This window comes from Yoonia maritima (assembly GCF_003003285.1).
Classification (GTDB): Bacteria; Pseudomonadota; Alphaproteobacteria; order Rhodobacterales; family Rhodobacteraceae; genus Yoonia; species Yoonia maritima.
Window position 1 is genome coordinate 128,678 of sequence record NZ_PVTP01000002.1, and the last position, 25,696, is coordinate 154,373.

Annotated in this window: 30 protein-coding genes and 1 tRNA gene; 22 read left to right on the top strand and 9 right to left on the bottom strand. The window is 54.0% G+C overall.

Annotated elements, in window-relative coordinates; translation table 11 throughout:
• The first annotated feature begins 182 nt into the window (after nt 1-182).
• From CLV80_RS03130 to CLV80_RS03160, 7 genes are all read left to right on the top strand, one after another.
• Nucleotides 183-1,070: a LysR substrate-binding domain-containing protein gene (locus CLV80_RS03130; protein WP_106354731.1), complete on the top strand. Its 888-nt coding sequence runs from the start codon at nt 183-185 to the stop codon at nt 1,068-1,070.
• Between the two features lie 176 nt (nt 1,071-1,246).
• Entirely contained in the window at nt 1,247-1,582 is a 336-nt protein-coding gene (locus tag CLV80_RS03135; protein WP_106354733.1) for an AtpZ/AtpI family protein, read from the top strand.
• The gene (locus CLV80_RS03140) at nt 1,572-2,330 is read left to right on the top strand and encodes a F0F1 ATP synthase subunit A (RefSeq protein ID WP_106354735.1); all 759 of its coding nucleotides are present in this window, start codon (nt 1,572-1,574) and stop codon (nt 2,328-2,330) included. Before CLV80_RS03135 ends, CLV80_RS03140 begins: the two co-directional genes overlap by 11 nt.
• Before the next feature lie 60 nt (nt 2,331-2,390).
• Nucleotides 2,391-2,612 carry a F0F1 ATP synthase subunit C gene (locus tag CLV80_RS03145; RefSeq protein ID WP_045996757.1) on the top strand — a complete coding sequence of 74 codons (222 nt, stop codon included), beginning with the start codon at nt 2,391-2,393 and terminating at the stop codon, nt 2,610-2,612.
• Nucleotides 2,613-2,692: 80 nt separating this feature from the next.
• Nucleotides 2,693-3,241: a F0F1 ATP synthase subunit B' gene (locus CLV80_RS03150; protein WP_106354737.1), complete on the top strand. Its 549-nt coding sequence runs from the start codon at nt 2,693-2,695 to the stop codon at nt 3,239-3,241.
• Between the two features lie 3 nt (nt 3,242-3,244).
• Nucleotides 3,245-3,802 carry a F0F1 ATP synthase subunit B gene (locus tag CLV80_RS03155; RefSeq protein ID WP_106354739.1) on the top strand — a complete coding sequence of 186 codons (558 nt, stop codon included), beginning with the start codon at nt 3,245-3,247 and terminating at the stop codon, nt 3,800-3,802.
• Between the two features lie 126 nt (nt 3,803-3,928).
• The gene (locus CLV80_RS03160; protein ID WP_106354741.1) at nt 3,929-4,663 is read left to right on the top strand and encodes a CPBP family intramembrane glutamic endopeptidase; all 735 of its coding nucleotides are present in this window, start codon (nt 3,929-3,931) and stop codon (nt 4,661-4,663) included.
• On the opposite strand, the gene CLV80_RS03165 is transcribed toward CLV80_RS03160, so the two are convergent.
• The 3 genes from CLV80_RS03165 to CLV80_RS03175 form a co-directional block, all read right to left on the bottom strand.
• The gene (locus CLV80_RS03165; protein WP_106354743.1) at nt 4,660-5,427 is read right to left on the bottom strand and encodes a FadR/GntR family transcriptional regulator; all 768 of its coding nucleotides are present in this window, start codon (nt 5,425-5,427) and stop codon (nt 4,660-4,662) included. The two genes, CLV80_RS03160 and CLV80_RS03165, sit on opposite strands and share 4 nt — an antisense overlap.
• Nucleotides 5,428-5,536: 109 nt before the next feature.
• Complete coding sequence (locus tag CLV80_RS03170) at nt 5,537-6,196, bottom strand: YiaD family glycine zipper/OmpA-like lipoprotein (RefSeq protein ID WP_106354745.1); 660 nt, start codon at nt 6,194-6,196, stop codon at nt 5,537-5,539.
• 118 nt (nt 6,197-6,314) lie between these two features.
• Nucleotides 6,315-7,154, bottom strand: coding sequence for a bifunctional helix-turn-helix domain-containing protein/methylated-DNA--[protein]-cysteine S-methyltransferase (locus CLV80_RS03175; protein WP_106354747.1), 840 nt, complete (start codon nt 7,152-7,154; stop codon nt 6,315-6,317).
• A gap of 93 nt (nt 7,155-7,247) precedes the next feature.
• Here CLV80_RS03175 and nth point away from each other — a divergent pair, with 93 nt between their 5' ends.
• Both nth and CLV80_RS03185 read left to right on the top strand, forming a co-directional pair.
• Nucleotides 7,248-7,892, top strand: coding sequence for an endonuclease III (nth, locus tag CLV80_RS03180; RefSeq protein WP_106354749.1), 645 nt, complete (start codon nt 7,248-7,250; stop codon nt 7,890-7,892).
• The gene (locus CLV80_RS03185; RefSeq protein ID WP_106354752.1) at nt 7,889-8,881 is read left to right on the top strand and encodes an adenosine kinase; all 993 of its coding nucleotides are present in this window, start codon (nt 7,889-7,891) and stop codon (nt 8,879-8,881) included. The genes nth and CLV80_RS03185 overlap by 4 nt, the downstream gene beginning before the upstream one ends.
• Nucleotides 8,882-8,902: 21 nt before the next feature.
• On the opposite strand, the gene CLV80_RS18275 is transcribed toward CLV80_RS03185, so the two are convergent.
• Entirely contained in the window at nt 8,903-9,511 is a 609-nt protein-coding gene (locus CLV80_RS18275) for an Arm DNA-binding domain-containing protein (RefSeq protein ID WP_207766495.1), read from the bottom strand.
• Nucleotides 9,512-9,520: 9 nt separating this feature from the next.
• Nucleotides 9,521-9,610: transfer RNA gene (locus CLV80_RS03195), tRNA-Ser, on the bottom strand.
• Between the two features lie 110 nt (nt 9,611-9,720).
• Between CLV80_RS03195 and CLV80_RS03200 the strand changes: the two genes are divergently transcribed.
• From CLV80_RS03200 to CLV80_RS03240, 9 genes are all read left to right on the top strand, one after another.
• Nucleotides 9,721-10,035, top strand: coding sequence for a tyrosine-type recombinase/integrase (locus CLV80_RS03200; protein ID WP_106354754.1), 315 nt, complete (start codon nt 9,721-9,723; stop codon nt 10,033-10,035).
• A 139-nt stretch (nt 10,036-10,174) separates the two neighbouring features.
• Nucleotides 10,175-10,855 (top strand): GbsR/MarR family transcriptional regulator, encoded by a 681-nt coding sequence (locus tag CLV80_RS03205; protein ID WP_243394390.1) that lies wholly within the window; start codon nt 10,175-10,177, stop codon nt 10,853-10,855.
• 40 nt (nt 10,856-10,895) lie between these two features.
• The gene (locus tag CLV80_RS03210) at nt 10,896-11,564 is read left to right on the top strand and encodes a DUF4166 domain-containing protein (protein WP_106354756.1); all 669 of its coding nucleotides are present in this window, start codon (nt 10,896-10,898) and stop codon (nt 11,562-11,564) included.
• A 21-nt stretch (nt 11,565-11,585) separates the two neighbouring features.
• Complete coding sequence (locus CLV80_RS03215; RefSeq protein ID WP_106354758.1) at nt 11,586-12,500, top strand: LysR family transcriptional regulator; 915 nt, start codon at nt 11,586-11,588, stop codon at nt 12,498-12,500.
• A 64-nt stretch (nt 12,501-12,564) separates the two neighbouring features.
• Nucleotides 12,565-14,640, top strand: a complete 2,076-nt coding sequence (locus tag CLV80_RS03220; RefSeq protein ID WP_106354760.1) for a hydantoinase/oxoprolinase family protein — start codon at nt 12,565-12,567, stop codon at nt 14,638-14,640.
• Entirely contained in the window at nt 14,637-16,322 is a 1,686-nt protein-coding gene (locus tag CLV80_RS03225) for a hydantoinase B/oxoprolinase family protein (protein ID WP_106354762.1), read from the top strand. Before CLV80_RS03220 ends, CLV80_RS03225 begins: the two co-directional genes overlap by 4 nt.
• A complete protein-coding gene (locus tag CLV80_RS03230; RefSeq protein ID WP_106354764.1) occupies nt 16,319-17,524 on the top strand; it encodes an NAD(P)/FAD-dependent oxidoreductase in 1,206 nt (401 codons plus the stop codon). Before CLV80_RS03225 ends, CLV80_RS03230 begins: the two co-directional genes overlap by 4 nt.
• A complete protein-coding gene (locus CLV80_RS03235) occupies nt 17,521-18,306 on the top strand; it encodes an HpcH/HpaI aldolase family protein (RefSeq protein ID WP_133169739.1) in 786 nt (261 codons plus the stop codon). The genes CLV80_RS03230 and CLV80_RS03235 overlap by 4 nt, the downstream gene beginning before the upstream one ends.
• Complete coding sequence (locus CLV80_RS03240) at nt 18,303-19,139, top strand: NAD-dependent epimerase/dehydratase family protein (RefSeq protein ID WP_106354766.1); 837 nt, start codon at nt 18,303-18,305, stop codon at nt 19,137-19,139. Before CLV80_RS03235 ends, CLV80_RS03240 begins: the two co-directional genes overlap by 4 nt.
• A gap of 42 nt (nt 19,140-19,181) precedes the next feature.
• Here CLV80_RS03240 and CLV80_RS03245 read toward each other — a convergent pair whose 3' ends face one another.
• The 3 genes from CLV80_RS03245 to CLV80_RS03255 form a co-directional block, all read right to left on the bottom strand.
• On the bottom strand, nt 19,182-19,445 hold the full coding sequence (locus CLV80_RS03245; protein WP_133169740.1) for a hypothetical protein: 264 nt from the start codon (nt 19,443-19,445) through the stop codon (nt 19,182-19,184).
• Between the two features lie 154 nt (nt 19,446-19,599).
• A complete protein-coding gene (locus CLV80_RS03250; RefSeq protein WP_106354770.1) occupies nt 19,600-20,058 on the bottom strand; it encodes a DMT family transporter in 459 nt (152 codons plus the stop codon).
• A complete protein-coding gene (locus tag CLV80_RS03255; protein ID WP_106354773.1) occupies nt 20,055-20,522 on the bottom strand; it encodes a DMT family transporter in 468 nt (155 codons plus the stop codon). Before CLV80_RS03255 ends, CLV80_RS03250 begins: the two co-directional genes overlap by 4 nt.
• 392 nt (nt 20,523-20,914) lie before the next feature.
• Between CLV80_RS03255 and rpsD the strand changes: the two genes are divergently transcribed.
• The 4 genes from rpsD to CLV80_RS03275 all read left to right on the top strand — a co-directional run bounded on the left by rpsD (nt 20,915) and on the right by CLV80_RS03275 (nt 24,563).
• Nucleotides 20,915-21,535, top strand: a complete 621-nt coding sequence (gene rpsD / locus CLV80_RS03260; RefSeq protein WP_106354775.1) for a 30S ribosomal protein S4 — start codon at nt 20,915-20,917, stop codon at nt 21,533-21,535.
• Between the two features lie 201 nt (nt 21,536-21,736).
• Nucleotides 21,737-22,825, top strand: a complete 1,089-nt coding sequence (gene hisC, locus CLV80_RS03265; protein ID WP_106354777.1) for a histidinol-phosphate transaminase — start codon at nt 21,737-21,739, stop codon at nt 22,823-22,825.
• Nucleotides 22,822-23,745 carry a prephenate/arogenate dehydrogenase family protein gene (locus tag CLV80_RS03270; protein WP_106354780.1) on the top strand — a complete coding sequence of 308 codons (924 nt, stop codon included), beginning with the start codon at nt 22,822-22,824 and terminating at the stop codon, nt 23,743-23,745. Before hisC ends, CLV80_RS03270 begins: the two co-directional genes overlap by 4 nt.
• Complete coding sequence (locus CLV80_RS03275; protein WP_106354783.1) at nt 23,745-24,563, top strand: extensin-like domain-containing protein; 819 nt, start codon at nt 23,745-23,747, stop codon at nt 24,561-24,563. The genes CLV80_RS03270 and CLV80_RS03275 overlap by 1 nt, the downstream gene beginning before the upstream one ends.
• Here CLV80_RS03275 and CLV80_RS03280 read toward each other — a convergent pair.
• Nucleotides 24,560-25,612 carry an aspartate-semialdehyde dehydrogenase gene (locus tag CLV80_RS03280; protein ID WP_106354786.1) on the bottom strand — a complete coding sequence of 351 codons (1,053 nt, stop codon included), beginning with the start codon at nt 25,610-25,612 and terminating at the stop codon, nt 24,560-24,562. The genes CLV80_RS03275 and CLV80_RS03280 overlap by 4 nt on opposite strands.
• Between the last annotated feature and the right edge of the window lie 84 nt (nt 25,613-25,696).

Here is a 25,696-nt window from a genome sequence, read left to right on the forward strand (position 1 = left end):
TTTCGCGGAGTTCGGGCGCAGGACATCGATAAACCGACGCCATATGCCCACGCATATAGGCATTGATTTCAATAACATTGTCTATCTTTCGGGGTGTATCGTGAATTATGATGCCAGAATGTAACCTGTGATATCAAAGTGAATTTCTTGACATTATATGTGTGAAAAAGTCACGATTTGTCATGGCAAGATCATTACCATCGTTAAATGCGTTGCGCGCGTTCGAAGCCGCAGGCCGTCACGAGAGCTTTTCGCGTGCCGCGAATGAACTGGGCGTCAGTCATTCCGCCATTAGCCGTCACGTGCGCGGGCTAGAAGACCGGATTGGTGCGCAGTTGTTTCGCGACCTTCCGCGTGGGGTGGCGTTAACGCAGGCAGGTGCGCGTTATTTGGCGGCGCTTAGCCCTGCATTTGATCGTATTGCCGAAGCGTCTGAGGTATTCGCGCAGCGACCTGCAGGGCAAGTAACCGTAGATGCAGAGCCGCTCTTCGCTGCTAATTGGCTGATTCCCCGCTTGAATGACTTCTATCAAAAATACCCAGATATCGAGCTTCGGCTGGAGGCAAGCACCATGCTTGCGGATATCGCCCGGTACGAGGTCGACGTGGCGATCCGGTTTTACCACGCAGGCCCGCCAAGCGATGATGGGCTACTTATTAGTAATGCGCCGCTCTATCCATTCGCAGCGCCGTCATTGGTCCCGGACCCCTTATCGCCGGCAGATTTGTTAAAGCTCCCACTGTTACGCGACCGGTACGAGGACACTTGGGCCAAGTGGGCAGCAGTCTGCGGCTGTGATCTATCGCATGTGGCGCAATCCGATTGGCGGCTTCGGTCGGTGTTGTCATATGCCGCAGCTTTAGCCGGGCAGGGTGTCTTGCTTACCTCGGCAGACGTGACAGAGGGTGACGTCAATGCGGGCCGCCTTGTTCAGTGTTCAGACATCGGGTTCCGAATGGGCAGCTATCATCTTGTCGCGGGCGAAGGCGTAATGCGGCGCGGGCCAGCGCGATTATTTCGGGATTGGTTGCTTGATCAAAGTGCACTGTTGCGGTCGACCTCGGGATAGTTAACGAAATGGTTGAATGTCATATTCCGCTAAGCTTGCGGGTTTATGCGCTGAATTTGAAAATGTGACCGTAATATTTTCGTTAAAATACAGTGTATTACATATACTTCACGTTTGCTTGACTCTGAGCGAGGTGGAACCTAAACCATGCCCAACCTTCCGAGGGGACCAAATACATGTCTGACCCGCACGACGCTGACCGCCTAAAGGCATTAGAAGCGAAGATCGCAGCGTTAAAAACGCCTGAGCCAGACAAGGACCACTCAGAAGAACATTATTCCCAAGCGCAACTTGCTTGGCGGATGGTGATAGAGCTAGTTGCCGGTCTCGCGATCGGCTTTGGCATCGGATACGGGCTGGATACCTTGTTTGGGACCATGCCGATTTTTCTGGTGCTGTTCATATTGTTTGGCCTCGCGGCTGGTGTTCTCACCATGATGCGATCCGCCAAAGAAGTGCAATTGAAGCAGCAAAGTGCTGCGGAAGAAGAGGGTGACGCAAGTGGCGACTGAGACAGAAGCAGCTTCCGAAGGTGGTCTGGTTTTTCATCCGTTGGATCAATTCATTCCAAAGTCGCTGTTCGGCGACGGCGCGGTGCATTGGTACACCCCATCAAATCTGACCCTATGGCTGGCCATTCTGGTTCTTTGCGTCATCGGCGTGTTCGTTTTGGGTAGCCGCGGTCGCGGCATCGTACCATCACGTATCCAATCCGTAGGCGAGCTGATGTACGGCTTCGTTTACAAGATGATTGAAGACGTCACTGGCAAAGATGCTGTCAAATACTTCCCATACATCATGACTCTCTTCGTGTTCGTGTTATTTGCGAACTATCTGGCGCTACTGCCAATGTCTTATAGCCCGACATCTATGATTGCGATTACTGCGGTTCTTGGTTTCGGTGTCTTTATCGCAATCACTGTTCTTGGATTTGTTAAGCATGGCGCTGCGTTCCTAGGTCTGTTCTGGATGAAAGACGCGCCGGGCTTTTTGCGCCCAATTATCGCGATCATCGAAGTTATCTCTTACTTCGTGCGCCCGGTCAGCCTGTCCATTCGTTTGGCTGGTAACATCACTGCTGGTCACGTTGTGATCAAAGTTTTCGCAGGCTTTGCCGCGCTGACATTGGCTAGCCCCGCAGCGATCCTTGGTATCGTCGCTATCTACGGTCTTGAGATCTTGGTGGCTGGTATTCAGGCTTATGTTTTCACGATCTTGACGTGTGTCTATCTAAAAGACGCGCTTCACCCCGCACACTAATCACCACAAGGGTGGGCAATTCCACCCTTTACTAAACTTCCAATCGTAAGGAGAATTCTCATGGAAGGCGATATCGCAAGCATCGGTGCCGGTCTGGCAGCAATCGGTTCAGGCATTGCAGCCATCGGCGTTGGTAACGTTGCTGGTAACTACCTGGCAGGCGCACTGCGCAACCCATCAGCTGCTGCTTCGCAGACAGCGACACTGTTTATCGGCCTAGCATTCGCCGAAGCTCTGGGGATCTTCTCGTTCCTCGTCGCGCTTCTGCTGAAGTTCGCTTAAGTACAAGCCGTTATCCTTACGTCTGGTTGGTGCGGTAATCTGCGCTAACCAGTAAAATCACAAGGTATTCGGGGGCCACGATGGCAACAGAAACACACGAAACCGTAGCAAGCGCATGCTTGGACTCGCACGGCGGTGCCATCGGTATGCCGCAGCTTTGCGGTGAATGGATTCCACACCAGATATTCTGGCTTCTTGTCGCACTTGCCGCGACATTCTTTGTGATGTCACGCATCGCACTGCCCCGCATCGCTGCGGTTCTGGCAGAGCGTTCCGGCACAATCACAAACGACCTTGCCGCTGCAGAAGAGCTAAAGAATAAAGCATCTGAAGCAGAAGCTGCGTATGACAAGGCGCTTGTTGATGCACGTGCACAGGCCCAGCAGATCGTTGCTGAAGCCAAAGCAGAAATTCAGGCAGACCTAGATGTTGAGCTTGCGAAAGCTGACGAACAGATCGCTGCTAAGACAGCCGAAAGCGAAGCGGCAATTGCCGAAATTCGCGATGGCGCTGTTAAATCCGTCACCGACGTTGCCAAAGCGACAGCCAAAGAATTGGTTGCTGCGATGGGTGGCAAGGCTGACGCAAAAACCATCACCGCTGCGGTGACGGCACGGATGAAAGGCTAAGTCATGCGTTTGATTTTCACCGCACTCTTCGCCCTGAGCGCTTCACCTGCATTCGCAGCAAGCGGTCCTTTCTTTTCGCTAAAGAACACAGACTTTGTTGTTCTTCTCGCGTTCCTGATCCTTGTCGGTATTATGCTGTACATGAAGGTCCCAAAGGCCATCGGTGACATGCTTGATAAACGTGCAGTCAGCATTAAATCTGAACTGGACGAAGCCAAGGCATTGCGTGAGGAAGCACAGTCTTTGCTGGCTTCTTACGAGCGCAAGCAAAAAGAAGTTCAAGCGCAAGCTGAACGGATTGTTGCATCTGCGAAGGACGAAGCAACCAAAGCTGCTGCCACAGCTAAGGAAGAAATCGCCACTTCGATCACGCGCCGTCTGGCCGCTGCTGAAGAGCAGATCGCGAGTGCACAAGCTGCCGCTGTCAAAGATGTGCGCGACCAAGCAATTGTTGTTGCTGTCGGCGCTGCAAAAGATGTGATTTCTAACCAGATGGACGCAAAATCCGCTGGTTCATTGATCGACGACGCAATCGCTACGGTTGGTGACAAGCTGCACTAGTCCATTTGTGGAACACCACATCGCACTATTTTAAAGCCCGGATGCAGCCAAGCATCCGGGCTTTTTCGTTGACACACTGTTGGGCTGTCGCAACAGTCGCCTTATGCCGATTATGAAAACGAATATATGACCAACCTTGGTCGCGCCGTATTGGCCGCATTGATCTATATCGGCATTGTTGGTGTCGCGACTGTTTTCGTATTTCGGGTATTTGCCACGCCTCTTGATACTGTTTCTGTCATGTGGCGGACGCTTTCGTTGCAAATAATCTTGCTGTTTTTTTGCTATTTGTACGTAAAACGCTACACTGATTGGCACACGATCGGATTTCGTAGTTTGAACTGGGGTGCATTGTTGTGGCTGCTGCCAGTCGTTGCATTGGTGCTTGTCATGGGCTTTGTCGTCATAAATACGGTGACCGCAGGTAATGATTTTTCACTACCTGTTTCGACGGTCGGGCTGTTGGTTGTTGTGCCGTTGTTGGTTGGCTTGACCGAAGAAATTATGTTTCGCGGTATATTGCTGCGTGCAGCATTAGCCCGGCTGCCCGCGTTTCAAGCCATGTTGTTAAGCGCATCACTGTTTTCATTGATGCACTGCGTAAATGTTTTTACCGGGCAACCTGCGTTGGCGACCTTGCAGCACGCCGCATTTGCATTTCTCGTTGGCGTATTCTTAGCCCCAATCGCCCTGAAGCTTGGCAACTTATGGCCGCTGATTATATGGCACGCGGCTTGGGACTTTATGATCTATTCAAGCCAGATGCTTGGTGTCGTGCACCACTATGCGCTGATTGGGATTATGATCCAAACCCTTGTCAGTATTTGGCTTTGGGTGCAGTTGATCGGCGCAAAGCGCTAACGGGATACTTCTTGGTCTAGCCGTTTTTGGGCGAAGGTTTCGTTTCGGTCCGACTTTTGTTGATCCGACAAAGATGCCTCGACAAAGTTCAAATGCGCTTCGACTGCGGCACGGGCACCGGCAGGGTCACGGGCTTGCAGCGCATCATTGATCGCACGGTGTTGGTCCAGCAACGTGTCGCGGGTGGTCCGTTGTTTGAACATGATGGACCGATTATAGAAAACGCCTTCGCGCAGCAGTTCGTACATCGAACGCATCATGTGCAGCATGATGATGTTGTGACTTGCTTCGATAATCGACAGATGAAAATCCGCGTCGAGATATGCCTCGTCAGCGGGGTTTCGTTTTTCATGGGCGGCTTCCATTTTCTGAAAAATGGTGTTGATCACCTCTAGGTCGGTGTCGCTTGCCAACCGTGCGGCACGTTCAGCGGCCAGCCCTTCCATATCGCGCCGAAAGGCGATGTAGTCGAAGACAGCATCAACATGCGTCGCGAATAGTTTCACAAGGGCAGGGGCAAATGCGGACCCGAGCACATCAGCGACATAGACACCGGCACCTGCCTTAGAGGTCAGCAGGCCCCGCTCCTGTAAGTCAGCAAGGGCCTCTCGTAGTGATGGCCGTGACACGCCCATACGTTCGCTCAGTTCGCGCTCAGAAGGGAGCCGTTCACCGGGGCGTAGAATGCCGCGCAGAATGAGCCCTTCGATCTGGCGTATGACGCCGTGCGATAGTTTTTCTTGTTGAACTGGTTCGAATGGCATTTGGTCCGCCTTGTTGGATTGGTCAATTTATATGACCAGGTTGGCGTGTTCACAACGAAAAAGGGGCCGCATGATGCGACCCCTTTCGATTAGTCATCCCAATGGGCGTTTAGCCGTTTGGTGTAATGATGATCTCAACCCGGCGGTTTGCGGCGCGACCTGATGCGTTCAGGTTTGACGCAACGGGCTGGTCTTCACCGGCGCCGATTGCGCGGATGCGTGACGATGATACGCCACCACTGCGCAGAACTGATGCAACCGCTTGGGCGCGGCGTTGCGACAGGTCAAAGTTGTAGGCTGCGGCGCCAGTGTTGTCGGTGTGCCCAACGACGTTCACTGTTGTGTTCGGGTGATTGTTCAATGAACGCGCGACGATCAGCAGTTCATTCTGTGATACGCCTGAAACGGCGGTGCTGTCAGTCGCGAACAACAGATCTTGGGAGAGAACAACGCGGAGGTCGGTGCCGTTGTTTGATACGCCTACATCGCTACGCAGTTGGCGGCGCAGTTCTTCGGCTTGCTTATCAAGGCTGTTACCAATGCCTGCACCCACACCTGCACCGAGCGCGGCACCGACGAGGGCTGCTTGGTTCCGATCACGGTTTGATCCGCCATTATTCGCGAGCGCGCCAACTGCGGCACCGCCCAATGCGCCGATCAAGGCACCTTGCTGTGTTTTTTGGTATTCGTTGGGTCCGCCAGGTTCACAAGCCGCAACAAGAGTTAGCGAAGCAGCAGCTGCAACAAGAGGGAGTTTTGAAAATTTCATCGTTTCGGTTCCATTCGATATGGGTGCGCAAATTGCGCGTTCTGGATAACGCAGCTTATGATCTCATTGCCACTGTTATCCAATAACGCATTCGTCATAGGAATGGTTCCGCCTAAAATTAAGGGGTCGCATCAGCGCGGGCAGATTCCCAAGCGAGAATCGCACGCTTCACTGGAAGCCCCCAATGATAGCCGCCAAGCGCACCGGACTTGCGTAACGCCCGATGGCAGGGGATCAGCAAGCTAACAGGATTACGCCCGACCGCAGTGCCAACCGCGCGAACGGCTTTAGGATTGCCGATGGATTGGGCGATTTCAGAATAGGTCGTCACGTGACCTGATGGGATGCTCAGCAATGCCTCCCATACCTTCAGCTGAAATGGTGCCCCGATCATATGAAGCCGGGTTTCACCAGTCATACCCAACGCGGCAGTCGCCCACGGGGTCAGTAGTTCTGGGTTTTCGACATACGCCGCCTTGGGCCAGCGGGATTTCATATCGGCCATTGCTGGCTCTGGTCCAGCCTCGGCCGCAAAAGCCAGCCCGCAAATGCCACGATCCGTGCCCATGACCAAAGCAGGACCAAAGAGGCTTTCGAACCAGCCCCACCGGATGGTTAAATCTGCACCATCGCGGGCATAGTCGCCGGGGCTCATGGCTTCCCACCGAACGAACAGATCATGCAGCCGCCCGCTACCAGACAAACCGACAGTATGTGCCGTCTCAAGTGTAGTGAAACGGTCGCGCAAGAGCGTTTTAGCATGGCCCAGTGTCAGGTACTGTTGATAGCGTTTGGGCGAAACACCCACCCACGTTGAGAAAAGGCGCTGAAAGTGCGCAGGGCTCATGTTCATGTCAGCGGCAAGATCAGCAAGGCTAAGCTGTGTATCGCCAGCAGCGTCAATGGCATCAATCGCACGGCGCATGACCTGATAGTGGTAGGGTTCTGTGTGTTCCATAGGTGTAATCTAGGTACAACTGCCCCAACGTGCGACCCGAATATTGCGCATCTGCGGCTTGCCCCCTTTGTCATGAAAAGGCATACCCGCTGAATGGTGAAACAGCTTGATTATCACACGATCCGAGAGATCTTTACGCGTTTCCACGACGCTGAGCCCGAGCCGAAAGGTGAGCTTGAGCATGTGAACGTGTACACATTGGTTGTTGCTGTTGCACTATCTGCTCAGGCAACTGATGTGGGCGTGAACAAAGCAACCCGCGAATTGTTCAAGATCGCGGACACGCCGCAAAAGATGCTCGACCTTGGTTTGGAAGGTCTGACCGAACACATCAAAACCATCGGGCTGTTTCGACAAAAGGCAAAAAACGTCATTAAAATGAGCCAGATACTCGTTGATGAATTTAACGGAGAGGTCCCGAACTCTCGGGCGGCACTGCAGTCGCTACCTGGTGTAGGGCGCAAAACAGCGAATGTCGTTCTAAACATGTGGTGGCACCAGCCTGCGCAGGCGGTCGACACGCATATCTTTCGCTTTGGTAATCGAAGTGGTGTTGCTGTCGGTAAAGACGTCGATGCTGTCGAACGTGCCGTCGAAGACCATATACCCGCTGACTTCCAGCAGCACGCCCACCACTGGATGATTCTTCACGGGCGCTATACTTGCGTCGCCCGAAAACCCAAATGCGCGGCCTGTCTAATCCGCGATCTCTGTCTATTTGAGGATAAAAACCTATGAAAAAGTTTCAGGTTGTCGGTATCGGCAATGCGATGGTCGACGTTCTGGCCCGTGCCGAAGATGCATTCCTAGAAGAGGCCGGGATCGGTAAAGGGATTATGCAACTGATCGACATGGATCGTGCCGTTTCGCTATATGCGAGCGTTGGTCCTGCGAAGGAAATCAGCGGTGGATCAGCTGCGAATACCATCGCGGGTATCGCGCATCTGGGCGGGCGCACTGCCTATGTTGGTAAAGTCAAAGACGATCAGCTTGGCGCGATCTTTGCACACGACCTACGTGCGCAGGGGGCAGTTTACGAAACAGCGCTCGCGCCAAAGTCGGAAGAAGCTGAAACAGGACGCTGCATTGTTATCGTGACGCCAGATGGTGAACGCTCAATGAACACCTACCTCGGCGTGACCGAATTTCTATCACCCGATGACATCGACGAAGAACAGATGGCCGAGGCCGAATGGATCTATCTCGAAGGCTATCGCTTTGACGGGCCAGACAGCCACGCCGCCTTTGCCAAAGCGATCAACGCTTGCAAAGGGGCAGGGGGCAAGGTCTCAATCACGCTTTCCGATCCATTCTGCATCGACCGCCACCGCGACGCTTTCCGCGATATGATCAAAAATCACATCGACCTGCTGTTCTGCAACCGTGCGGAAATGCTGTCCATGTACCAAACCGATGATTTTGAATCTGCACTCACTAAGGCCGCTGCCGAAGTCGCCGTCGTCGCCTGCACGGACAGCGAAAACGGCGTTCACATCCTAGAAGGCGGCAACCGCTGGCACGTACCTGCCGTACCCACGCAAATCGTCGATGCGACCGGCGCGGGCGACCTATTCGCAGGCGCGTTCCTATGGGCGCTGACAAACGGTTATGACCTGCAAACATGCGGCAAGATGGGCAACATCGCAGCATCCGAAGTCATCAGCCACATCGGCGCACGCCCCGAAGCAGACCTAAAGGCTTTGTTTGAGGATCACGGACTGACCTAAGCCACACTGCATCCAGCGCATCTATGGCCGCGGGGTCAAAACGGCTTTCTTCCTTCCAGTATTTGCCGGAAGGAACATAATACACAAGGCGGCGCTCTTCGTTATCCATTGAGCGATATGCTTGCCGTTATTCAAACGGTCGCCAAACTTTCGTTGGTGTACCCGCTTTGCCATCACCTCAAAGGTAAGGTCTTTCCCATCCACGGCTCGCGTGTGGGCTTTCGGATTTCCACCCAATGCAGCAACACGCCTCATATCGAAGGCTTTGGCGCGGGCGTCTGCCAGCGAAATCACTGTCGCAGACCCCAAGCCGTAGTCTCGTCTTCGCTTTTTCACAGTGATGCGTAGAAGCCAGCGCTTCGCACCGGAGTCATCAACTTGGAGGTACAGCCCTCCACCGTCAGTGTGTCGCCCCGCAGGGGCCACCTTCACAAACGCCGCAGTCAGCCGTTTCTCAATGTGAGGCCCAGACTTTTTGCCCAAGCGACCCGTGTCTACGTAAGAACCATCCATTTTTTCATCCCACAAATTACCCCACAAACTTGTTGTGGTGGATTGAGGCAAGATGTTGTGCTTCGTTAGGTAAAACCGTGGAAACCTCGTGTTTTTTGCAAAAAATGCATTGAACACAGGGGTTTCTGGCGGAGACGAAGGGATTCGAACCCTCGAGACGGTTTCCCGCCTACTCCCTTAGCAGGGGAGCGCCTTCGACCACTCGGCCACGTCTCCACCGACGCGTATAGCCAACAAAACATAAGGGTTACAAGGCGAAAACCTCCGGTTTTAAAATTTTCTTGCCTGGGCAAAAATACCCTCGAAATGGCCCTGAGTGGCACAGAATGGCACTGGGTTTGGGAAACATTTGGTCAATTTCCCTTACAGGGAAAGCGCTTTGGACTTGGGTTATCCGACAGTTTCACAAGCTCTGTGACGCTGCTGACCTACCAGAGACGGATGCATCCAATGAAAAGTTTGTCTTCTACAGCCTCAGACACACGTGGGCGACGTGGTTCAGTGCGCAGGTCGGGGATCAGGACCGCTTGATCGATCGCGGTGGCTGGAGCGATGCCGAAATGGCGCGACGCTATCGCAAGTATCCGACAGCAGATCTCGCGGTCCGGCTACGGGCACATGGATGGGAGTTCAAACCGTGATGGGAAAAATTTGGGAATCGGCAATCAGAGAAACAAAAAAGCCGCTGAATTTCAGCGGCTTACCCAGAGTGTGCGCTGCCTTAGCAGGGGAGCGCCTTCGACCACTCGGCCACGTCTCCGCTGGCGCAGTCTATCAGCAATGAAGATCGGATCACAAGCAGAAATTGCGATTTTGTGCGCTGTTTTTGGCGCAGGCCGACTGAGGCCGGTTTTTGCGGAAATCCTTGCAATTGATGTGCTCATTTCGTATATTTCTGTTATGACAGAAGTTACACAAATAAATCGCCCGGAAGCAGTTGATCAATTTATCCTTTATTGGGGTGATATGGGCAGCCAGTGGGGTGTTAATCGTTCGGTCGCGCAGATCCATGCTTTGTTGTATCTTGCGACCAAGCCGATGAATGCAGAACAAATTTCAGAGGCTCTGGGTATTGCGCGGTCTAATGTGTCGAACTCACTTAAGGAGTTGGTCGCATGGCGTTTGATCAGGCGCGTTCCGATTGCGGGTGATCGTCGGGAACATTTTGAAGCCGAGGTGGACGTTTGGGAGATGGCTATGCGCATCGCGCAGGGCCGTCGCGAGCGCGAGATTGATCCTGCGGTTTCCGCGATTGATCAATGCGTCGCGCGTGCTGAGGTCGACGGGGATGTTGATCCGGTTGCACTGCAGCGCTTGCAGGATATGCAGAATTTCCTGTCCACGACGACGCGTTGGTACGACCAGATGCTTGGCGTTCCCAAGGCACAGCTTATCAGGCTGATGGGGCTTGGGGACAAGGTGATTAAGCTGCTCAAATTTGCGGGCGGCAAAGGAAAATAACCCACCGCGGTCAGGTGGGGTGCTGAGTTAGGAACGCGCTATGCAGCTTGTTCAATATGTCGAAAATGCTCCTCCACCACCGATACCGGTTGATCCCCCACTTGCCGATGACCGATTTCGTAACTTACTGGGCCCGCAGGCATGGGCGCTATTGCCCGTTGCCGTTCGTAAACGGTTCGGCAAGCGCCTGAAGGGCGGGGATAGTGTTGCTTACCAAGGTGTCGTGACTGCAATGCGGATGAATTTGGCTGGCTGGGTATTAGCGCAGGCCGCCCGGCTGGTTGGTGCACCATTTCCGTTTGACCGCAGTTCTTTGCATCAGCCTGCCGTTGTGATCGTCACCGAAGACTGTGTGACTGACGGCCAATTCTGGATCAGGCAGTATGGCCGCGCCCGTGGCTTTCCGCAGGTGGTACATAGTTCTAAGCGGTTTGCCGGCCCGACTGGTCTAGAAGAATACATTGGTTATGGCATCGGTATGGCCTTGCGAGTTGAGGCAACTGCCCAAGCGCTGCTGTTCAAAAGCGACCATTTCTTTGTGCAAGTCGCGGGTCGCAGGTTTCGTTTGCCTCAGGTTCTAAGCCCGGGAAGGCTCGTCGTGGGGCACCACGATTTAGGGGCGGCAAGTTTTCGGTTTTCTCTAGAGGTGACACACCGATTGTTCGGGTGCATGCTTAGGCAAGACGCGATTTTTCGCGACGCTGATTAGCCCTGAAACCGGAGCCTGAAATTGCGCCTGAACCTTAAGCAGCTTGAAGCCTTCGTTTGGGTCGCTGATATGCAAAGCTTTCGCCGCGCGGCAGAGCGACTGAATACAACGCAGCCGAATATATCTGCACGTATTGCGAGCCTTGAGGGCGCACTGAATACACAATTGATGACCCGCGATGCCGGGTCAGTTCGTTTGACCCGTAAAGGGCAGGAATTGCTTTCGCATGCACGGCGGGTTTTGGATGCGACTGAGGCGTTGGTTGTTGCGGCTGATCAAAAGGGGCTGTTGTCGGGGACCTTGCGCCTTGGGGTGACCGAAATGATCGTTCACACGTGGTTGCGTGACTATTTGCGTGCTCTGAAAGACGATTATCCAAACTTAGTGGTTGAGCTAACCGTCGATCTGTCAGTGAACCTTGAAAAGGGTCTGGCAGAACGGACGCTTGATCTTGCCCTGCAAAATGGGCCGTTCAGCCGAATGTCGAGCGGCGAGATTACACTAGGGTCATATGATATGGTCTGGGTGGCCGCACCTGAGATTGCACCGGGGGGGATCGCCACTGCCGAAGATTTGGCACAGCATCCAATCCTGACGCACGCGCGAAATACCCGGTTATTCGAAGAGGTTTCAGCCCATTTTGCCATGCAACGTGATTTGGACGTGCGGTTGGTGCCGTCCAGCAACCTTGCAGCCTGTTTGCACATGACGCTGGATGGTATGGGGATCGCTACTTTGCCTAGGGCGATGGTTGCGGGTGAACTGGCACGGGGTGCCCTATGCGAAATCCGGTACGATTGGTCGCCAGCGCCGCTTGATTTTTATGCACGATACGATGCGGAACGGGCGGCGCATTCTGTTGTGGCTTGTGCTGACGCCGCGGTTCGTGTCGCGCGCCACTATGATCAGAAAAATTTATTATATGTATCCAATTAAACAATTTGTGGTGATGGGTGGCGCGGCCTAACCTTTCCTTGTGAACAGCTTGGGGACCGCGTTTATGCAAAATCACATCCGACTTGGCGTTGATATTGGCGGGACCTTTACGGATGTCGTATTGGAAGTCGGCAAAGATCAGTTTTCGACCAAGGTTTTGACGACATATGCCGCCCCTGAAAACGCGATCATCGATGGGATGCATCAGGTCTGTGCCAAGGCTGGCATCGCGCCCGAAGCAGTTTCACAAATCATTCATGGCACAACGCTTGCCACGAATGCGCTGATTGAGCGGCGTGGCGCAAAGACAGCGCTGATTACGACCCAAGGCTTTCGTGATGTGATCGAAATGCGTACCGAAAGCCGTTTTGAGCAATATGATCTGAACCTGACATTGCCAGAACCGCTGTTACCCCGGCAACATCGCTTTACGCTGTCCGAACGCATGGATGCGCAGGGCAACGTTTTGATCCCGCTTGACCGCGCAGAGGTAGAGGCGCTGGCTGCTCAGCTTGCCCCGATGGGGTTTGAAAGCATCGCGGTTGGACTGATCCATGCCTACCTGAACGACGCGCATGAACGGATGATCCGGGATGTGTTGGCCGAAAAACTGCCCGGCGTGATGGTGTCGATCTCGTCCGAGGTGTCACCGCAGTTGCGTGAATATGAACGGTTTAATACGACCGTTGCGAATGCCTATATCAAACCATTGATGAAGTCCTACCTTGGCCGCCTGAAAGGGCGCCTTGCCGAAGAAGGCGCGGTATGTCCGATCTTTTTGATGCATTCGGGTGGTGGGATTATCAGCCTTGAAAGCGCAGCAGAATTCCCCGTGCGTTTGGTCGAATCTGGCCCTGCTGGTGGTGCTGTCTTCGCGGCCAATATTGCTGCGCGTTATGGTCTGAATAAGGTGCTGTCTTTTGATATGGGCGGTACGACTGCCAAGATCTGCCTGATCAAAGACCAAACCCCCAAAACGGCACGAGTGTTCGAGGTTGCGCGTACATATCGTTTCAAAAAAGGATCAGGCATGCCGATCTCTATCCCTGTGATCGACATGGTCGAGATCGGGGCGGGCGGTGGCAGCTTGGCCCATGTCGATGCGATGCGCCAAATTCGCGTTGGTCCAGAAAGCGCCGGATCAGAACCGGGGCCAGCGTGTTATGGCCGCGGCGGCACGCGCCCGGCGGTGACTGATGCTGATCTCACTCTCGGCAAGTTGGACCCAGACAACTTTGCGGGTGGGTCAATCAAACTGCATTCGGACGCGTCTAACGCTGCATTGGATGAACTGGGCGCGCCTCTCGACATGGATGCGCTGACTGCGGCTTATGGGTTGGCCGAGGTCGTTGATGAAAACATGGCAAATGCTGCCCGAGTGCACGCCGTCGAAAATGGCGAAGACCTTGCCGATTATACGATGATTGCCTTTGGCGGTGCAGCCCCACTGCATGCTGGGCGCTTGTGTGAAAAGCTAGGTGTGAAACGGCTGCTGGTGCCAACTGGGGCAGGGGTGGGGTCGGCGATCGGATTTTTGCGCGCCCCGTTCAGCTTTGAAGTGACGCGCAGCGTGTATATGAAGCTGTCGGATTTCGCCCCTGACATCGTCAAAACCCTGCTTTCTGACATGGAAAGCGAGGCGACAGGCTTTGTGCGTACATGCGATGCCACTGCACCGATCCATTCTGAATTTAAGGTCTATATGCGCTACACGGGTCAAGGATGGGAAATCCCGATTAGCTTGACCGCTGACCAAGCAATGAACCCTGATCCCGCGACATTCCAAGCATTGTTTGAGGCCGAATACGAAGCGCTGTTTGGGCGGACCGTTGCAGGGATGGATATCGAAATTACTGTTTGGGCCGTGAACGCCACGACTGACGCAGCCGTTGCCGATGCGTTGACCGCGACGCCGGACGACAGCAACGCTGCGGTGTCGGGGCAGCGCGATCTGTTTGATCCTGCATTGGGTAAGGTTGCCAAAGCAGTCGTCGTTTTGCGCGATAGCCTCGTGCCGGGGGCGGTCGTTCAGGGACCTGCTTTGATAACCGAAGACGAAACGACCATCGTGGTCCCCACCAGCCGAAGTGCCATCGCGCGTCCTGATGGAACCATCGACATCACAGAGGTGCAGTCATGAGCAATGTCGCCTACCAAGTTATGTGGAACCGCCTGATCTCAATCGTTGAAGAACAGGCGCAGGCGCTGGTGCGCACCGCGTTTTCAACGTCCGTACGAGAAGCCGGTGATCTTTCGGCGGGCGTGTATAACGCCGAAGGTCTGATGCTGGCCCAAGCGGTAACGGGAACACCGGGTCATGTGAACGCAATGGCCGACGCCGTGGCGCATTTCATTCGGCGTATTGGTCGCGAAAATATCTTTGAAGGTGACGTCTATATCACCAATGATCCTTGGGAAGGGACCGGGCATTTGCACGACATCACGGTCGTGACACCTTCGTTTCATAACGGTAACCACGTCGGGTTCTTTGCGTGCACGGCGCATGTGGTGGACATTGGCGGACGCGGCTTTGGTGCCGACGCGGCTAGCGTGTACGAAGAAGGGATCTATATCCCGATCATGAAGTTCGTGGAACGTGGTACGGTCGATGAAACCTTGATCCGCATCGTGCGCGGCAATGTGCGTGAACCCGATCAACTAGTTGGCGATATGTATGCGCTTGCTACCTGTAACGAGATCGGCCAGCGCCGCCTCGCTGAGATGATGGATGAATTTGACCTGTCTCATTTGGGCGGTATCGGTGACTTTATCCTCGACAACTCTCGGCGGGCTACGCTTGAACGGATCGCGGGGCTACCTCAGGCTTCGGCTGACGGTGGGATGACCATTGATGGCTTTGATGCGCCGATTGATCTGCGCGTCAAGCTGACAATCGAAAAGGATCGGATGATTTGCGATTTTGCGGGTACGTCTGGGCTGGATAAAAAGGGTATCAACGTTCCGCTGGTCTATACCAAGGCCTACGCCTGCTATGCCTTAAAATGTGCGATAGCGCCTGAAATCCCAAACAACGCGGCATCTCTTGCCCCGTTTGAGGTCACGGCCCCAGTGAACAGTATCGTAAACGCGGTGCATCCGGCACCGGTCGCGTTGCGCCATATCATTGGCCATATGATCCCTGACACAGTTTATGATGCACTTGATAAAATCTTGCCTGCTACTGTTCCCTCCGAAGGGGCAGGGTGTCTGTGTAATTTCCAAGTCAGCCTGCGCCCGGCGCCGGGTCACAACGGAACACGGTCTGAGGTACTGACCTTTAACTCTGGTGGGGCAGGCGCACGGCCAACCGTTGATGGGCTAAACGCCACGGCGTTTCCTTCTGGGGTGATGACCATGCCGATTGAAGCGACTGAGCACACAGGCCCCGTGATTATCTGGCGCAAAGAATTACGCGCTGACAGCGGTGGCGCTGGGCAATATCGCGGTGGGCTTGGCCAATATATGGAGGTCGGCGCGTCCAATGGTCACGAGTTTGATTTTTCGGCAATGTTCGACAGAGTGGATCACCCCGCACGTGGTCGGCAAGGCGGCGCTAGCGGTGCACCAACGACAATTGCGCGTGATGATGGCACCCCAATGCAGGGCAAGGGAAAACAGTTCGTTTCAGATGGTACACGTGTTGTGCTGGGGCTGCCGGGCGGCGCGGGCTATGGTCCCGCAGCGGCGCGTGATCCGGAACTGGTTAAGCGCGATTTGATCCGGGGATATATTTCAGCCGAGTCCGCAGTCAGAGATTATGGGTTTGACCCGCAAACCGTCACAGACATCTTGGAAACCGTTGCACGGGGAGAAACCGCATGACGCAAACACCTGTGAAGAAAACATATGATGTCGTAATCGTCGGAGGCGCGATGCTGGGTTCGTCGGTGGCGTGGTTCCTATCGGATAATCCCGATTTCGACGGTTCGGTCCTCGTGGTGGAACGTGATCCGACATATGAATTCACTTCGACATCGCACACCAATTCATGCATGCGTCAGCAATTCAGTCGTGAGATCAACGTGCGCATTTCACAGTTCGCTGCAGATTTCGTGAAAAACTTCCGCAGCTACATGGGCGGCGATGAACGCGTGCCGAACATCCCGATCCAAAGCTACGGCTATATGTATCTTGCGGATAACGCCGAATTCGCGGCGACTTTGCACGAAAGCCAACAATTGCAGGCTGCATGTGGGGCTGGCACAAAACATATGACCCGGGACGAGATCGCGGCGGCATATCCGTTCTACAATCTTGATGACATCATCGCGGGTAACCACAATCTGATCGACGAAGGGTATTTCGACGGAAATACGCTGTTTGATTGGTGGAAACGATCCGCACGCGAACGCGGTGTTGAATACGTAACGAACGAAGTGGTGGCGATGACCAAGAACGCCACAGGTACCCGCGTTGAATCAGTGACGCTAAAATCAGGCGAGGTTATCGGCTGCGGGACTATTGTGAATGCCAGCGGCCCACGTGCCGTTCTGACATCGCGAATGGCTGGTATCGAAATTCCGGTCGAGCCGCGCAAGCGATACACCTATATATTCGAGGCTGAAAAGCCGCTCGATCGTGACTTGCCACTGACGATTGATCCGTCTGGTGTTCATATGCGGACAGACGGCACCTATTACCTTGCAGGCTGCCCGCCGGGCGAAGACCCTGCCGTCGATTATAACGATTTCACTCAAGACCACAGTCTTTGGGAAAACAAGGTCTGGCCAATCCTCGCTAATCGTATTCCCCAGTTCGAGGCGATCAAGCTGCGCAATTCTTGGGCTGGGCATTACGCTTATAATACCTTCGATCAGAACGCGATTGTCGGGCCCCATGCTGAAGTCTCGAACTTCCTTTTCGTGAACGGGTTTTCTGGCCACGGCTTTCAACAGTCTCCGGCAATGGGGCGCGGCACAGCAGAGTGGATCGCGCATGGTGAATACCGTACGCTGGACCTGACGCCGTTCCATTTCGATCGCATCGTGAACGGCACCAGGTTTGTCGAAAAGGCCGTGATATGAAGATGAAAACCAACCGCTTTCTTGCCGGTCTAAAGGCGGGCGAAAAACAGGTCGGGTTTTGGGTGAGCCTTGCCAGCCCTTATTCTGCCGAAGTCGTCGCTGCCGCTGAATTTGATTGGCTGGTGGTTGATCTGGAACACACGCCCGGCGACATGCAGACGGTGCTAGGTCAGTTGCAGGCTATCGCGCCATACCATTCAACCGCGATCGTACGGACCCCGGTGAATGACCCAGTCATTGTCAAAAGGCTGCTTGATTTGGGACCAGAAGGGATACTTTTCCCTATGATTCAAAACGCGGATGAAGCACGTGCCGCGATTGAAGCAACCCGCTATCCGCCGCACGGCATTCGTGGTGTCGCAGGGGCCGCACGTGGAAACCGCTTTGGTCGCGTTACGGATTACTATGAACAAGTTGAATCCCAGACGTGTGTGCTGATCCAGATCGAAACATCTTCCGCGCTTGATCAGGCAGAGGAAATCAGCGGCGTTAAAGGTGTGGACGGCGTGTTCTTTGGGCCGGCTGACATTTCGGCCGACATGGGAATGATTGGCCAGCCGCTCCACCCTGATGTTTGGGCGCGGATTATGCCTGCTGCACGCAAGCTGATGGATATGGGCGTGCCGGTGGGGACCTTGGTCACTGATCCAGCGATGGCCGCAGATTTATTAAATGACGGTTTTTCGTTTGTTGCCTGTGGCACCGATGTGGGGCTTTTGGCAAAAGCGACAGACAGCTTGCTGGCGCAGATGCGTCAATCGATTGATAAGGAAAAGACATGAAAAAACTCGTACTAACCGGGGCCGCAGGCAGATTGGGATCATACCTGCGCGAGCCGCTGACAAAGATGTGCGATGAGCTGGTATCTACAGACCGCGCCGAAGCGATTGGCAAAACCTACCCCGGTGAAACATACGTTCAGGCCGACCTAACCGATTTGGCCGCGATGGAAACGATCCTCGAGGGCGCCGATATGGTCGTGCATTTTGGTGCAATCGGGGATGAGGCACCATGGGATGACATCCTGCAATCCAACATCATTGGAGCGTACAATGTTTGGGAAGCAGCATATCGCAAAGGCGTGCGTCGCGTTGTTTACGCGAGTTCTGTTCATGCGGTTGGGATGCACGTAAAAACCGACGTGATTGATCTGGATGCACCTCACAAGCCGGACACTTACTATGGTCTGGCGAAATGCTTCTGCGAAGATTTGGCAAGCCTGTATTGGGATAAGCGCGGCGTTGAAGCTGTTTGCATGCGGATATTCTCTGCGGCGCAGGTCAATAATGCGCGTGCCCTTGGGACATGGCTTTCTTATGATGACCTGATCCACCTTGTTGAGCGTTCAATTGATACGCCTGTCGTCGGTTTCACAAAGGTCTGGGGGCTGTCCAACAACGACCGGATCGTTGCCGACAACAGCAAAGCCGCGCATCTGGGCTATCGTCCCAAAGACAACGCCGAGGTCTTTGCCAAAGAGATTTTGGCGGACACGCCACCGCTAGATAACAAAGACCCGGCGAACATGTGTTTGGGCGGGCCATTCGCGACAGTTGAATTAGGTAATTCTGGTGTTGCCGCACTTGGTGTCGTTGACGATCGCAAAGAGATCTAAGATGTGACACCCCGGGTCATTCCCGGGGTGTCACGGATACGCTTAGCCGTTCATGTCAGCCAAAATAGCGTCCAAAGAAGTACAAACAGCTTCGATGTCTTCCGCAGCAGCGGCTTCTGTCATAGCGGCCTGCAGCTCGTTAGAGATTTCCATCATCTTTTCAGGGTTCGTCGCGGCAAGCGCCTGCATCCCAGTGGAAATTTCCATTGTTTTTTCTTGAACCGAAGCTTCTGTGCATTCAGCAGCTGCAGTTGTTGCGAATGATGCGAATGCGATAATTGCAGACAGCTTTAGTGTGTTGTTCATTTTGAATTTTCCAGTTTTGTTTTCAAACAAGGACCAACTGCCATGTCGCAAAAATAACGTCCATCTGCGGTGAATACGTATGGCGGCAAAATGCGCAGCACTGCGCCAAATATTGCCAACTGGGAATGACCCATATTGGGTTGAGCTGTTCTTTTCAGTTGTCGCTATGAGTGTGTTTTGTTATGGTGTTTGGCCGTTTTGATCGTGATGTCCACATCCCCAAAAGAATCAGCGCAACGCCAAGCGTCCGGGCCCACGGGCTGCCCGCTGCGCCCATCACAATATCTAGCACAACACCTGAAATCATTTGTCCTGCGATAATCAGCATCGCGGTTTGTGCAGCCCCAATGCGTGGGATCAACCAGCTGCCAGCCGCGATAAAGATCACGCCGATCGGTCCACCTAGATACGCCCACCAAGGCGATTCTTGTGGCTCTCCTGCGAATAAGCCACCGATAATCAGCGCGACACATGTGATAAATACGAACCCAACAAAGTGGTTCCAGAAAGACGATTCCATCGCAGAGGTCGAAAGCGCCAATCTTCCGTTGATTTGGCGACTTAGCCCGACCAGTAACCCGGCAATGACTGCAAGCGCGGCGTAGACAATCATGCTTCGCCTCCGAAAAAGATTAACACAAGGCTGCCCGCGATGATCAGGGTGAGCGATATGTAATCACGTTGAGATGGCATTCGCTGGGGCAATCCAAACAAACCACGCATATCAGCAAACAGGCTGAACAGGACTTGGCCTGCAAGTCCAAGGGCGATGGTCCCTGACAATGCAAGCGCTGTATTCATGGTCGCTGATGTCAACATGACGGTTATGCCACCGGACACGCCCCCTAGATATGCCCATATCGGCGGTCGGGCCTTTGTGGCCCTACCTGGTTGCAAAGCCATCAGAAGAATCAGCGCGACAATGCTGCCAGCCAGATGCGGCACCCAGGATGCAAAAAACAGCGATCCGTATGCGGCAAGGGTGCCATTGCACAATATCATCAGCGTCAGCAAACCGCCCGCGCCAAAGGCAGCTGCAAAATGAAAAGGCTTTGGTGAAAGAGATGTGTTTTCCATGAGACATGCATCACCAATTTTGTGTTGTGGTGCAATGGGGAAGAGCGAGCATGTGGGATAACATTGTCGCCACATGCTTGCCATACTCTTTAACAGGATTTAACTCGTGAAGTTAACAAACCACTCGTGACACACGGCATGCGATCCTCATCACTGCCTTAAGAACACATTACCATTTTGATATGTTTAGAATGGGACACAAAATGTGCTTTCATAGGGCCGTTGTGTGCCACATTTAGACGTTGATACTTTGGCGTTGACAGTGCCTGAGCAGCCTCTATAAGCCGCCCATTCATTGGTGTTGGTGGACCTCGCAAGAGGAACCCTGTCGTTCCGGCAAAATCCGGAAAAAAGGACAACGCCCTTCGCAATACAAAGAAGGAGATCAGCGTATGACTAAACGTACCGCTGCCAAGTACAAAATTGACCGCCGGATGGGCGAAAACATCTGGGGTCGTCCTAAGTCCCCAGTAAACCGTCGTGAATACGGCCCCGGCCAGCACGGTCAGCGTCGTAAGGGCAAACTGTCCGACTTCGGTACACAGCTGCGCGCAAAGCAAAAGCTGAAGGGTTACTACGGCGACCTGACTGAGAAACAGTTCCGTCGCATCTACGGCGAAGCCGAGCGTGTAAAAGGCGACACAGGTGAAAACCTGATCGGTCTGCTTGAGCGCCGCTTGGACGCAGTTGTTTACCGTGCCAAATTCGTACCAACTGTCTTTGCTGCACGTCAGTTCGTGAACCACGGCCACGTGACTGTGAACGGCAAGAAAGTGAACATTCCTTCTTACCGCGTAAAAGAAGGCGACGTGATCGAAGTTCGTCAGAAATCTAAGCAAATGGAATTGGTTCTGGTTGCTTCACAACTGCCAGAGCGCGACGTTCCTGACTACATTGACGTTGACCACTCCAAAATGACAGCGACATTCGTACGCACCCCAACACTGGGCGACGTGCCATACCCTGTCACAATGGAACCAAACCTGGTCGTCGAATTCTACGCTAAGAACTAATCAGTTCTTGCACTTCAATACGAAAGGCCGCGCCATTTGGTGCGGCCTTTTGTGTTTGCCGTTTGTCCGGTGTCTTGAAATCTAAAAAACTGTTGCGGCGCATGTGGAAATTTTGCCGGGAATGCCCCTGTATGCGCCTTGTCTCTGGTCAGCCCGCGATCAGGGCGCTAGAAACATGCGACATGACAAAGGTAGGGTAAAATGGCTGACGGTATTAAACCGCAACCGGGTATAATGGACATTGCTCTTTACGAAGGCGGCGTTTCGCATCTTGATGGCGTAAGTAATGTTCTAAAGCTTTCATCAAACGAAAACCCACTTGGGCCCAGCGATGCGGCCAAAGAAGCGTTTTCGCGGGCTGTTCACCAGTTGCACCGTTATCCATCCACTGATCACGCTGGTCTACGGACCGCCATTGGCGATGTTTGGGGTGTTGATCCTGACCGGGTCATTTGCGGCGTCGGATCGGACGAAATTTTGCACTTTATGTGCCAATGCTACGTTGGCCCCGGCGACGAGGTGATCCACACTGAACACGGGTTTGCGATCTACCGGATTGCGACGCTGGCCGCGGGTGGTACGCCGGTTGAGGTGCGCGAACGAGAACGCGTGACTGACGTTGATGCGATCTTAGAGGCATGTAACGACCGGACCAAATTGGTCTTTATCGCGAACCCGAATAACCCGACTGGCACGATGATTGGTCAGTCTGAATTGGCGCGTCTTGCCGAAGGACTGCCTTCGCAGGCGATTTTGGTGCTTGATGGTGCCTACGCCGAATATGTTGACGCTTACGATGCTGGCCTCGCATTGGTCGAAGCACGCAATAACGTCATCATGACGCGTACGTTTTCAAAAATTTACGGTCTTGGCGGAATGCGTGTTGGCTGGGGCTATGGTCCGCGCGAAATCATCGAGGTGATGAATCGCATTCGTGGGCCGTTTAACATGTCGTCTGCTGCGCTTGCGGCGGCAGAGGCTGCAGTCCGCGACACCGACTATACAGAAAAATGCCGTGTTGATAATGCGCGTATGCGTGAATGGATGGCGACGGCCCTTGCTGAATTGGGTGTGCCGTCTGATACCTCTACGGCTAACTTTGTTCTGGCCCGTTTCGCGGATGAGACAGAGGCAGATGCATGCGACGACGCATTGCGTAAGGCTGGCATCATCGTGCGCAAGGTCGCCGGATATAAATTACCACATTGCTTACGCATTACTGTTGGCGACGAAAGCGCATGTCGCCGGGTTGTTCACGCTGTTGCACAATTTAAGGGGGCCGTGAAGTGACCCAAGTTTATGGTCGAGTAGCCCTTATCGGATTGGGCCTCATTGCTTCGTCTATGTGTCATGCGATGCGCCGCGCTGGACTCGCTGGTGAAATCGTCGGCTACGCACGGTCCGAAGAAACGCGCGATATCGCCCGCGAGATTAAGCTGTGTGATCGTGTTTGCGATAGTGCTGCAGAGGCCGTAGAAGGCGCCGATCTTGTGGTGCTGTGTGTGCCTGTTGGTGCGATGGGCGCCGTTGCTGCTGAAATTGGCCCGGTATTAAAACCGGGCGCTACAGTCAGTGATGTGGGCTCTGTGAAGCGTACCGTGATTGATGCTGTGGCACCGCATATCCCCGCAGGGGTTCACTTTATTCCTGCACACCCGCTGGCAGGGACGGAGCATTCTGGTCCTCGGTCGGGGTTTGCAGAACTGTTCGACAACCGCTTTTGTATTATCGTGCCTGTCGAAGGTTCTGATCGTGCAGCGGTTGATCGCGTGGCTGATCTGTGGCGTGGTATAGGCAGCAATGTTGATGAGATGGACCCGGATCACCATGATCTGGTCTTGGCCGTCACTAGCCATACCCCGCACCTGATCGCCTATACGATGGTCGGTGTCGCCGATGATCTTAGCCGCGTTACAGACAGCGAAGTAATCAAATACTCGGCAGCTGGTTTCCGGGACTTTACCCGTATTGCGGCGTCGGATCCGACAATGTGGCGCGATGTGTTCCTGAACAACAAAGAAGCGACGCTTGAAATTCTGGGTCGTTTCACCGAGGAACTGTTCGCGCTTCAGCGGGCTATTCGCCAAGGCGACGGTGATCATCTGTTCGATTACTTTACGCACACACGGGCAATCCGGCGTTCGATTATTGAAGCCGGTCAAGATACCGATGCGCCGGATTTTGGCCGCAGCGCGGTAAAGTCAAAGTGATGCGCTTAGCGATAGCGATGCTGGTCCTTTGGACTGGCGTGGCTGCCGCCCAAGATGACGCGCCTGTATTGCGCCCCGTGGCACGGGGTACTTTAGTTCCGCCGCCAATCATGCGCCCGGTTGCGCGGCCATATGATCGGCGAGCTATGGCGCACGGCGCCCATACCAAAGCAGAAGCGCGTGCAGAGCGCGGGATGTTTGCAATTAGCCCGTACGCTGTTTTCGGATCGTTGCGCCCCGCAAAACGCCCCGGCTCAATTGAAAGAGCCGCGACCGAACGCCGATTGGCGCGGCTGCGTGGTCAGGTCTGCAACGACATTGCGATTCAAGGGCAATCACTTGGGCGGGTCGAAGGGCCGGGTGCCTGCGGCGTTTCCAACGCGGTAAGGGTTCGGTCGGTTGCCGGGGTCGCCTTGCGTCCTGCGGCGACTATGGATTGCCGCACGGCCGCTGCATTGAAACGCTGGATTAATCGCGGTGCAATCCCCTCAGTGGGCAACGAAGGTGGCGGTATTGCTAGCCTGCGCGTCGTTTCGCATTATGCGTGTCGCAACCGGAATAATGCCGCGAATGGTCGGCTATCGGAACATGCAAACGGGCGTGCAATCGATATCGCAGGCATTGGTCTACAAGACGGCAGCGAAATTACGGTGCTGTCTGGCTGGGGCAGTTCTAGCGATGGTCGCCAGTTGCGCCAGATGTGGCGGGCAGCATGTGGTCCCTTCGGGACCGTTCTTGGCCCCGAAGCAAACCGATTTCATCTCGATCATTTCCACTTCGACACCGCGCGGTATCGAAGCGGTTCTTATTGTCGCTAGGCGGCAGCTTTGGCGCGCAAAGCCTCGGCGATTTGCACAGCGTTCTGGGCCGCACCTTTCAACAACTGATCGCCTACAATAAACATGGTTGAAGTGCGGCCTGATGGGTCACCCAGATCGTCGCGGATACGACCGACCAACACATCCTGTTCGCCTGAAGCCTCGGATGGCATTGGGAAATGGTTCGCCTCGCGATCATCGACGACACGAATACCCGGTGCGCTGTTCAGGGCGTTGCGAATACTGGCTGTGTTTACATGTTCGTCAAATCGGATCGACAATGAAATCCCATGCGCACGCAAGATCGGAACACGAATACAGGTCACGCTAATCGGAAGAACCGGTTGGCCAAGAATACGGCGTGTCTCGGCGATAACCTTGAGTTCTTCGCCATTATATCCGGTTTCCGGGTCCACATCAGAGTTATGACTAAAGATATTAAATGCATATGAATGGGGAAGAATTTTAGGCTCGAACTCTTCGCCGTTAAGATGCGCGCGCGTGCCTTCGCGTAGTTCTTCCATCATTTCGGCACCACCACCAGATGCTGCCTGATATGTGGACATGGACAGGCGTGTAATGGACCAGCGTTCATGTAGCGGGGCAAGCGCAGTTGTTAGGATCGCCGCGATACAGTTGGGGTTCGCGATAATACGCGGGGCGGCGTCCAGTTCTTTGCCATTTGCCTCTGGCACAATCAGGGGAACGTCATCTTGCATCCGGAATGCTGAAGAGTTGTCGATCACTTGTGCGCCCGCATCCACGGCAAGTGGCGCGAATTTGCGTGAAATCGAAGCACCGGCAGAAAAGAACGCGATATTGACGCCTGCAAAGCTGTCTTCTGTCAGTTCCTGCACAGGAACCTTGTTTCCGCGAAACGACATGCTTCGCCCCGCTGACCTGGCTGAGGCCAGTAGACGCAATTCGCCCACCGGAAAGTTACGTTGTTCAAGGCTGTGGATCAGCGCAAGGCCAACAGCGCCTGTTGCGCCAACAATTGCAACAACAGGGGCATCGCTTTCGGGGGCGGGGCGATTATGGGCATTCATGGTGTAGTCTTCCTTTAGTGTTTTGGAAGACGGGGCTAACTAAAACAAAACCCCGTCCAGTCCGGCGGGGTTTTTTGTTTGGCT

Bases quoted from the DNA above. Each gene is read 5' to 3' on its own strand.
- CLV80_RS03130 (WP_106354731.1), top strand. From the start codon at position 183: ATGGCAAGATCATTACCATCGTTAAATGCGTTGCGCGCGTTCGAAGCC.
- CLV80_RS03135 (WP_106354733.1), top strand. From the start codon at position 1,247: ATGTCTGACCCGCACGACGCTGACCGCCTAAAGGCATTAGAAGCGAAG.
- CLV80_RS03145 (WP_045996757.1), top strand. From the start codon at position 2,391: ATGGAAGGCGATATCGCAAGCATCGGTGCCGGTCTGGCAGCAATCGGT.
- CLV80_RS03150 (WP_106354737.1), top strand. From the start codon at position 2,693: ATGGCAACAGAAACACACGAAACCGTAGCAAGCGCATGCTTGGACTCG.
- CLV80_RS03155 (WP_106354739.1), top strand. From the start codon at position 3,245: ATGCGTTTGATTTTCACCGCACTCTTCGCCCTGAGCGCTTCACCTGCA.
- CLV80_RS03160 (WP_106354741.1), top strand. From the start codon at position 3,929: ATGACCAACCTTGGTCGCGCCGTATTGGCCGCATTGATCTATATCGGC.
- CLV80_RS03165 (WP_106354743.1), bottom strand. From the start codon at position 5,427: ATGCCATTCGAACCAGTTCAACAAGAAAAACTATCGCACGGCGTCATA.
- CLV80_RS03170 (WP_106354745.1), bottom strand. From the start codon at position 6,196: ATGAAATTTTCAAAACTCCCTCTTGTTGCAGCTGCTGCTTCGCTAACT.
- CLV80_RS03175 (WP_106354747.1), bottom strand. From the start codon at position 7,154: ATGGAACACACAGAACCCTACCACTATCAGGTCATGCGCCGTGCGATT.
- nth (WP_106354749.1), top strand. From the start codon at position 7,248: ATGGTGAAACAGCTTGATTATCACACGATCCGAGAGATCTTTACGCGT.
- CLV80_RS03185 (WP_106354752.1), top strand. From the start codon at position 7,889: ATGAAAAAGTTTCAGGTTGTCGGTATCGGCAATGCGATGGTCGACGTT.
- CLV80_RS03200 (WP_106354754.1), top strand. From the start codon at position 9,721: ATGGCACTGGGTTTGGGAAACATTTGGTCAATTTCCCTTACAGGGAAA.
- CLV80_RS03205 (WP_243394390.1), top strand. From the start codon at position 10,175: ATGAAGATCGGATCACAAGCAGAAATTGCGATTTTGTGCGCTGTTTTT.
- CLV80_RS03210 (WP_106354756.1), top strand. From the start codon at position 10,896: ATGCAGCTTGTTCAATATGTCGAAAATGCTCCTCCACCACCGATACCG.
- CLV80_RS03220 (WP_106354760.1), top strand. From the start codon at position 12,565: ATGCAAAATCACATCCGACTTGGCGTTGATATTGGCGGGACCTTTACG.
- CLV80_RS03225 (WP_106354762.1), top strand. From the start codon at position 14,637: ATGAGCAATGTCGCCTACCAAGTTATGTGGAACCGCCTGATCTCAATC.
- CLV80_RS03230 (WP_106354764.1), top strand. From the start codon at position 16,319: ATGACGCAAACACCTGTGAAGAAAACATATGATGTCGTAATCGTCGGA.
- CLV80_RS03235 (WP_133169739.1), top strand. From the start codon at position 17,521: ATGAAGATGAAAACCAACCGCTTTCTTGCCGGTCTAAAGGCGGGCGAA.
- CLV80_RS03240 (WP_106354766.1), top strand. From the start codon at position 18,303: ATGAAAAAACTCGTACTAACCGGGGCCGCAGGCAGATTGGGATCATAC.
- CLV80_RS03245 (WP_133169740.1), bottom strand. From the start codon at position 19,445: ATGAACAACACACTAAAGCTGTCTGCAATTATCGCATTCGCATCATTC.
- CLV80_RS03250 (WP_106354770.1), bottom strand. From the start codon at position 20,058: ATGATTGTCTACGCCGCGCTTGCAGTCATTGCCGGGTTACTGGTCGGG.
- CLV80_RS03255 (WP_106354773.1), bottom strand. From the start codon at position 20,522: ATGGAAAACACATCTCTTTCACCAAAGCCTTTTCATTTTGCAGCTGCC.
- rpsD (WP_106354775.1), top strand. From the start codon at position 20,915: ATGACTAAACGTACCGCTGCCAAGTACAAAATTGACCGCCGGATGGGC.
- hisC (WP_106354777.1), top strand. From the start codon at position 21,737: ATGGCTGACGGTATTAAACCGCAACCGGGTATAATGGACATTGCTCTT.
- CLV80_RS03275 (WP_106354783.1), top strand. From the start codon at position 23,745: ATGCGCTTAGCGATAGCGATGCTGGTCCTTTGGACTGGCGTGGCTGCC.
- CLV80_RS03280 (WP_106354786.1), bottom strand. From the start codon at position 25,612: ATGAATGCCCATAATCGCCCCGCCCCCGAAAGCGATGCCCCTGTTGTT.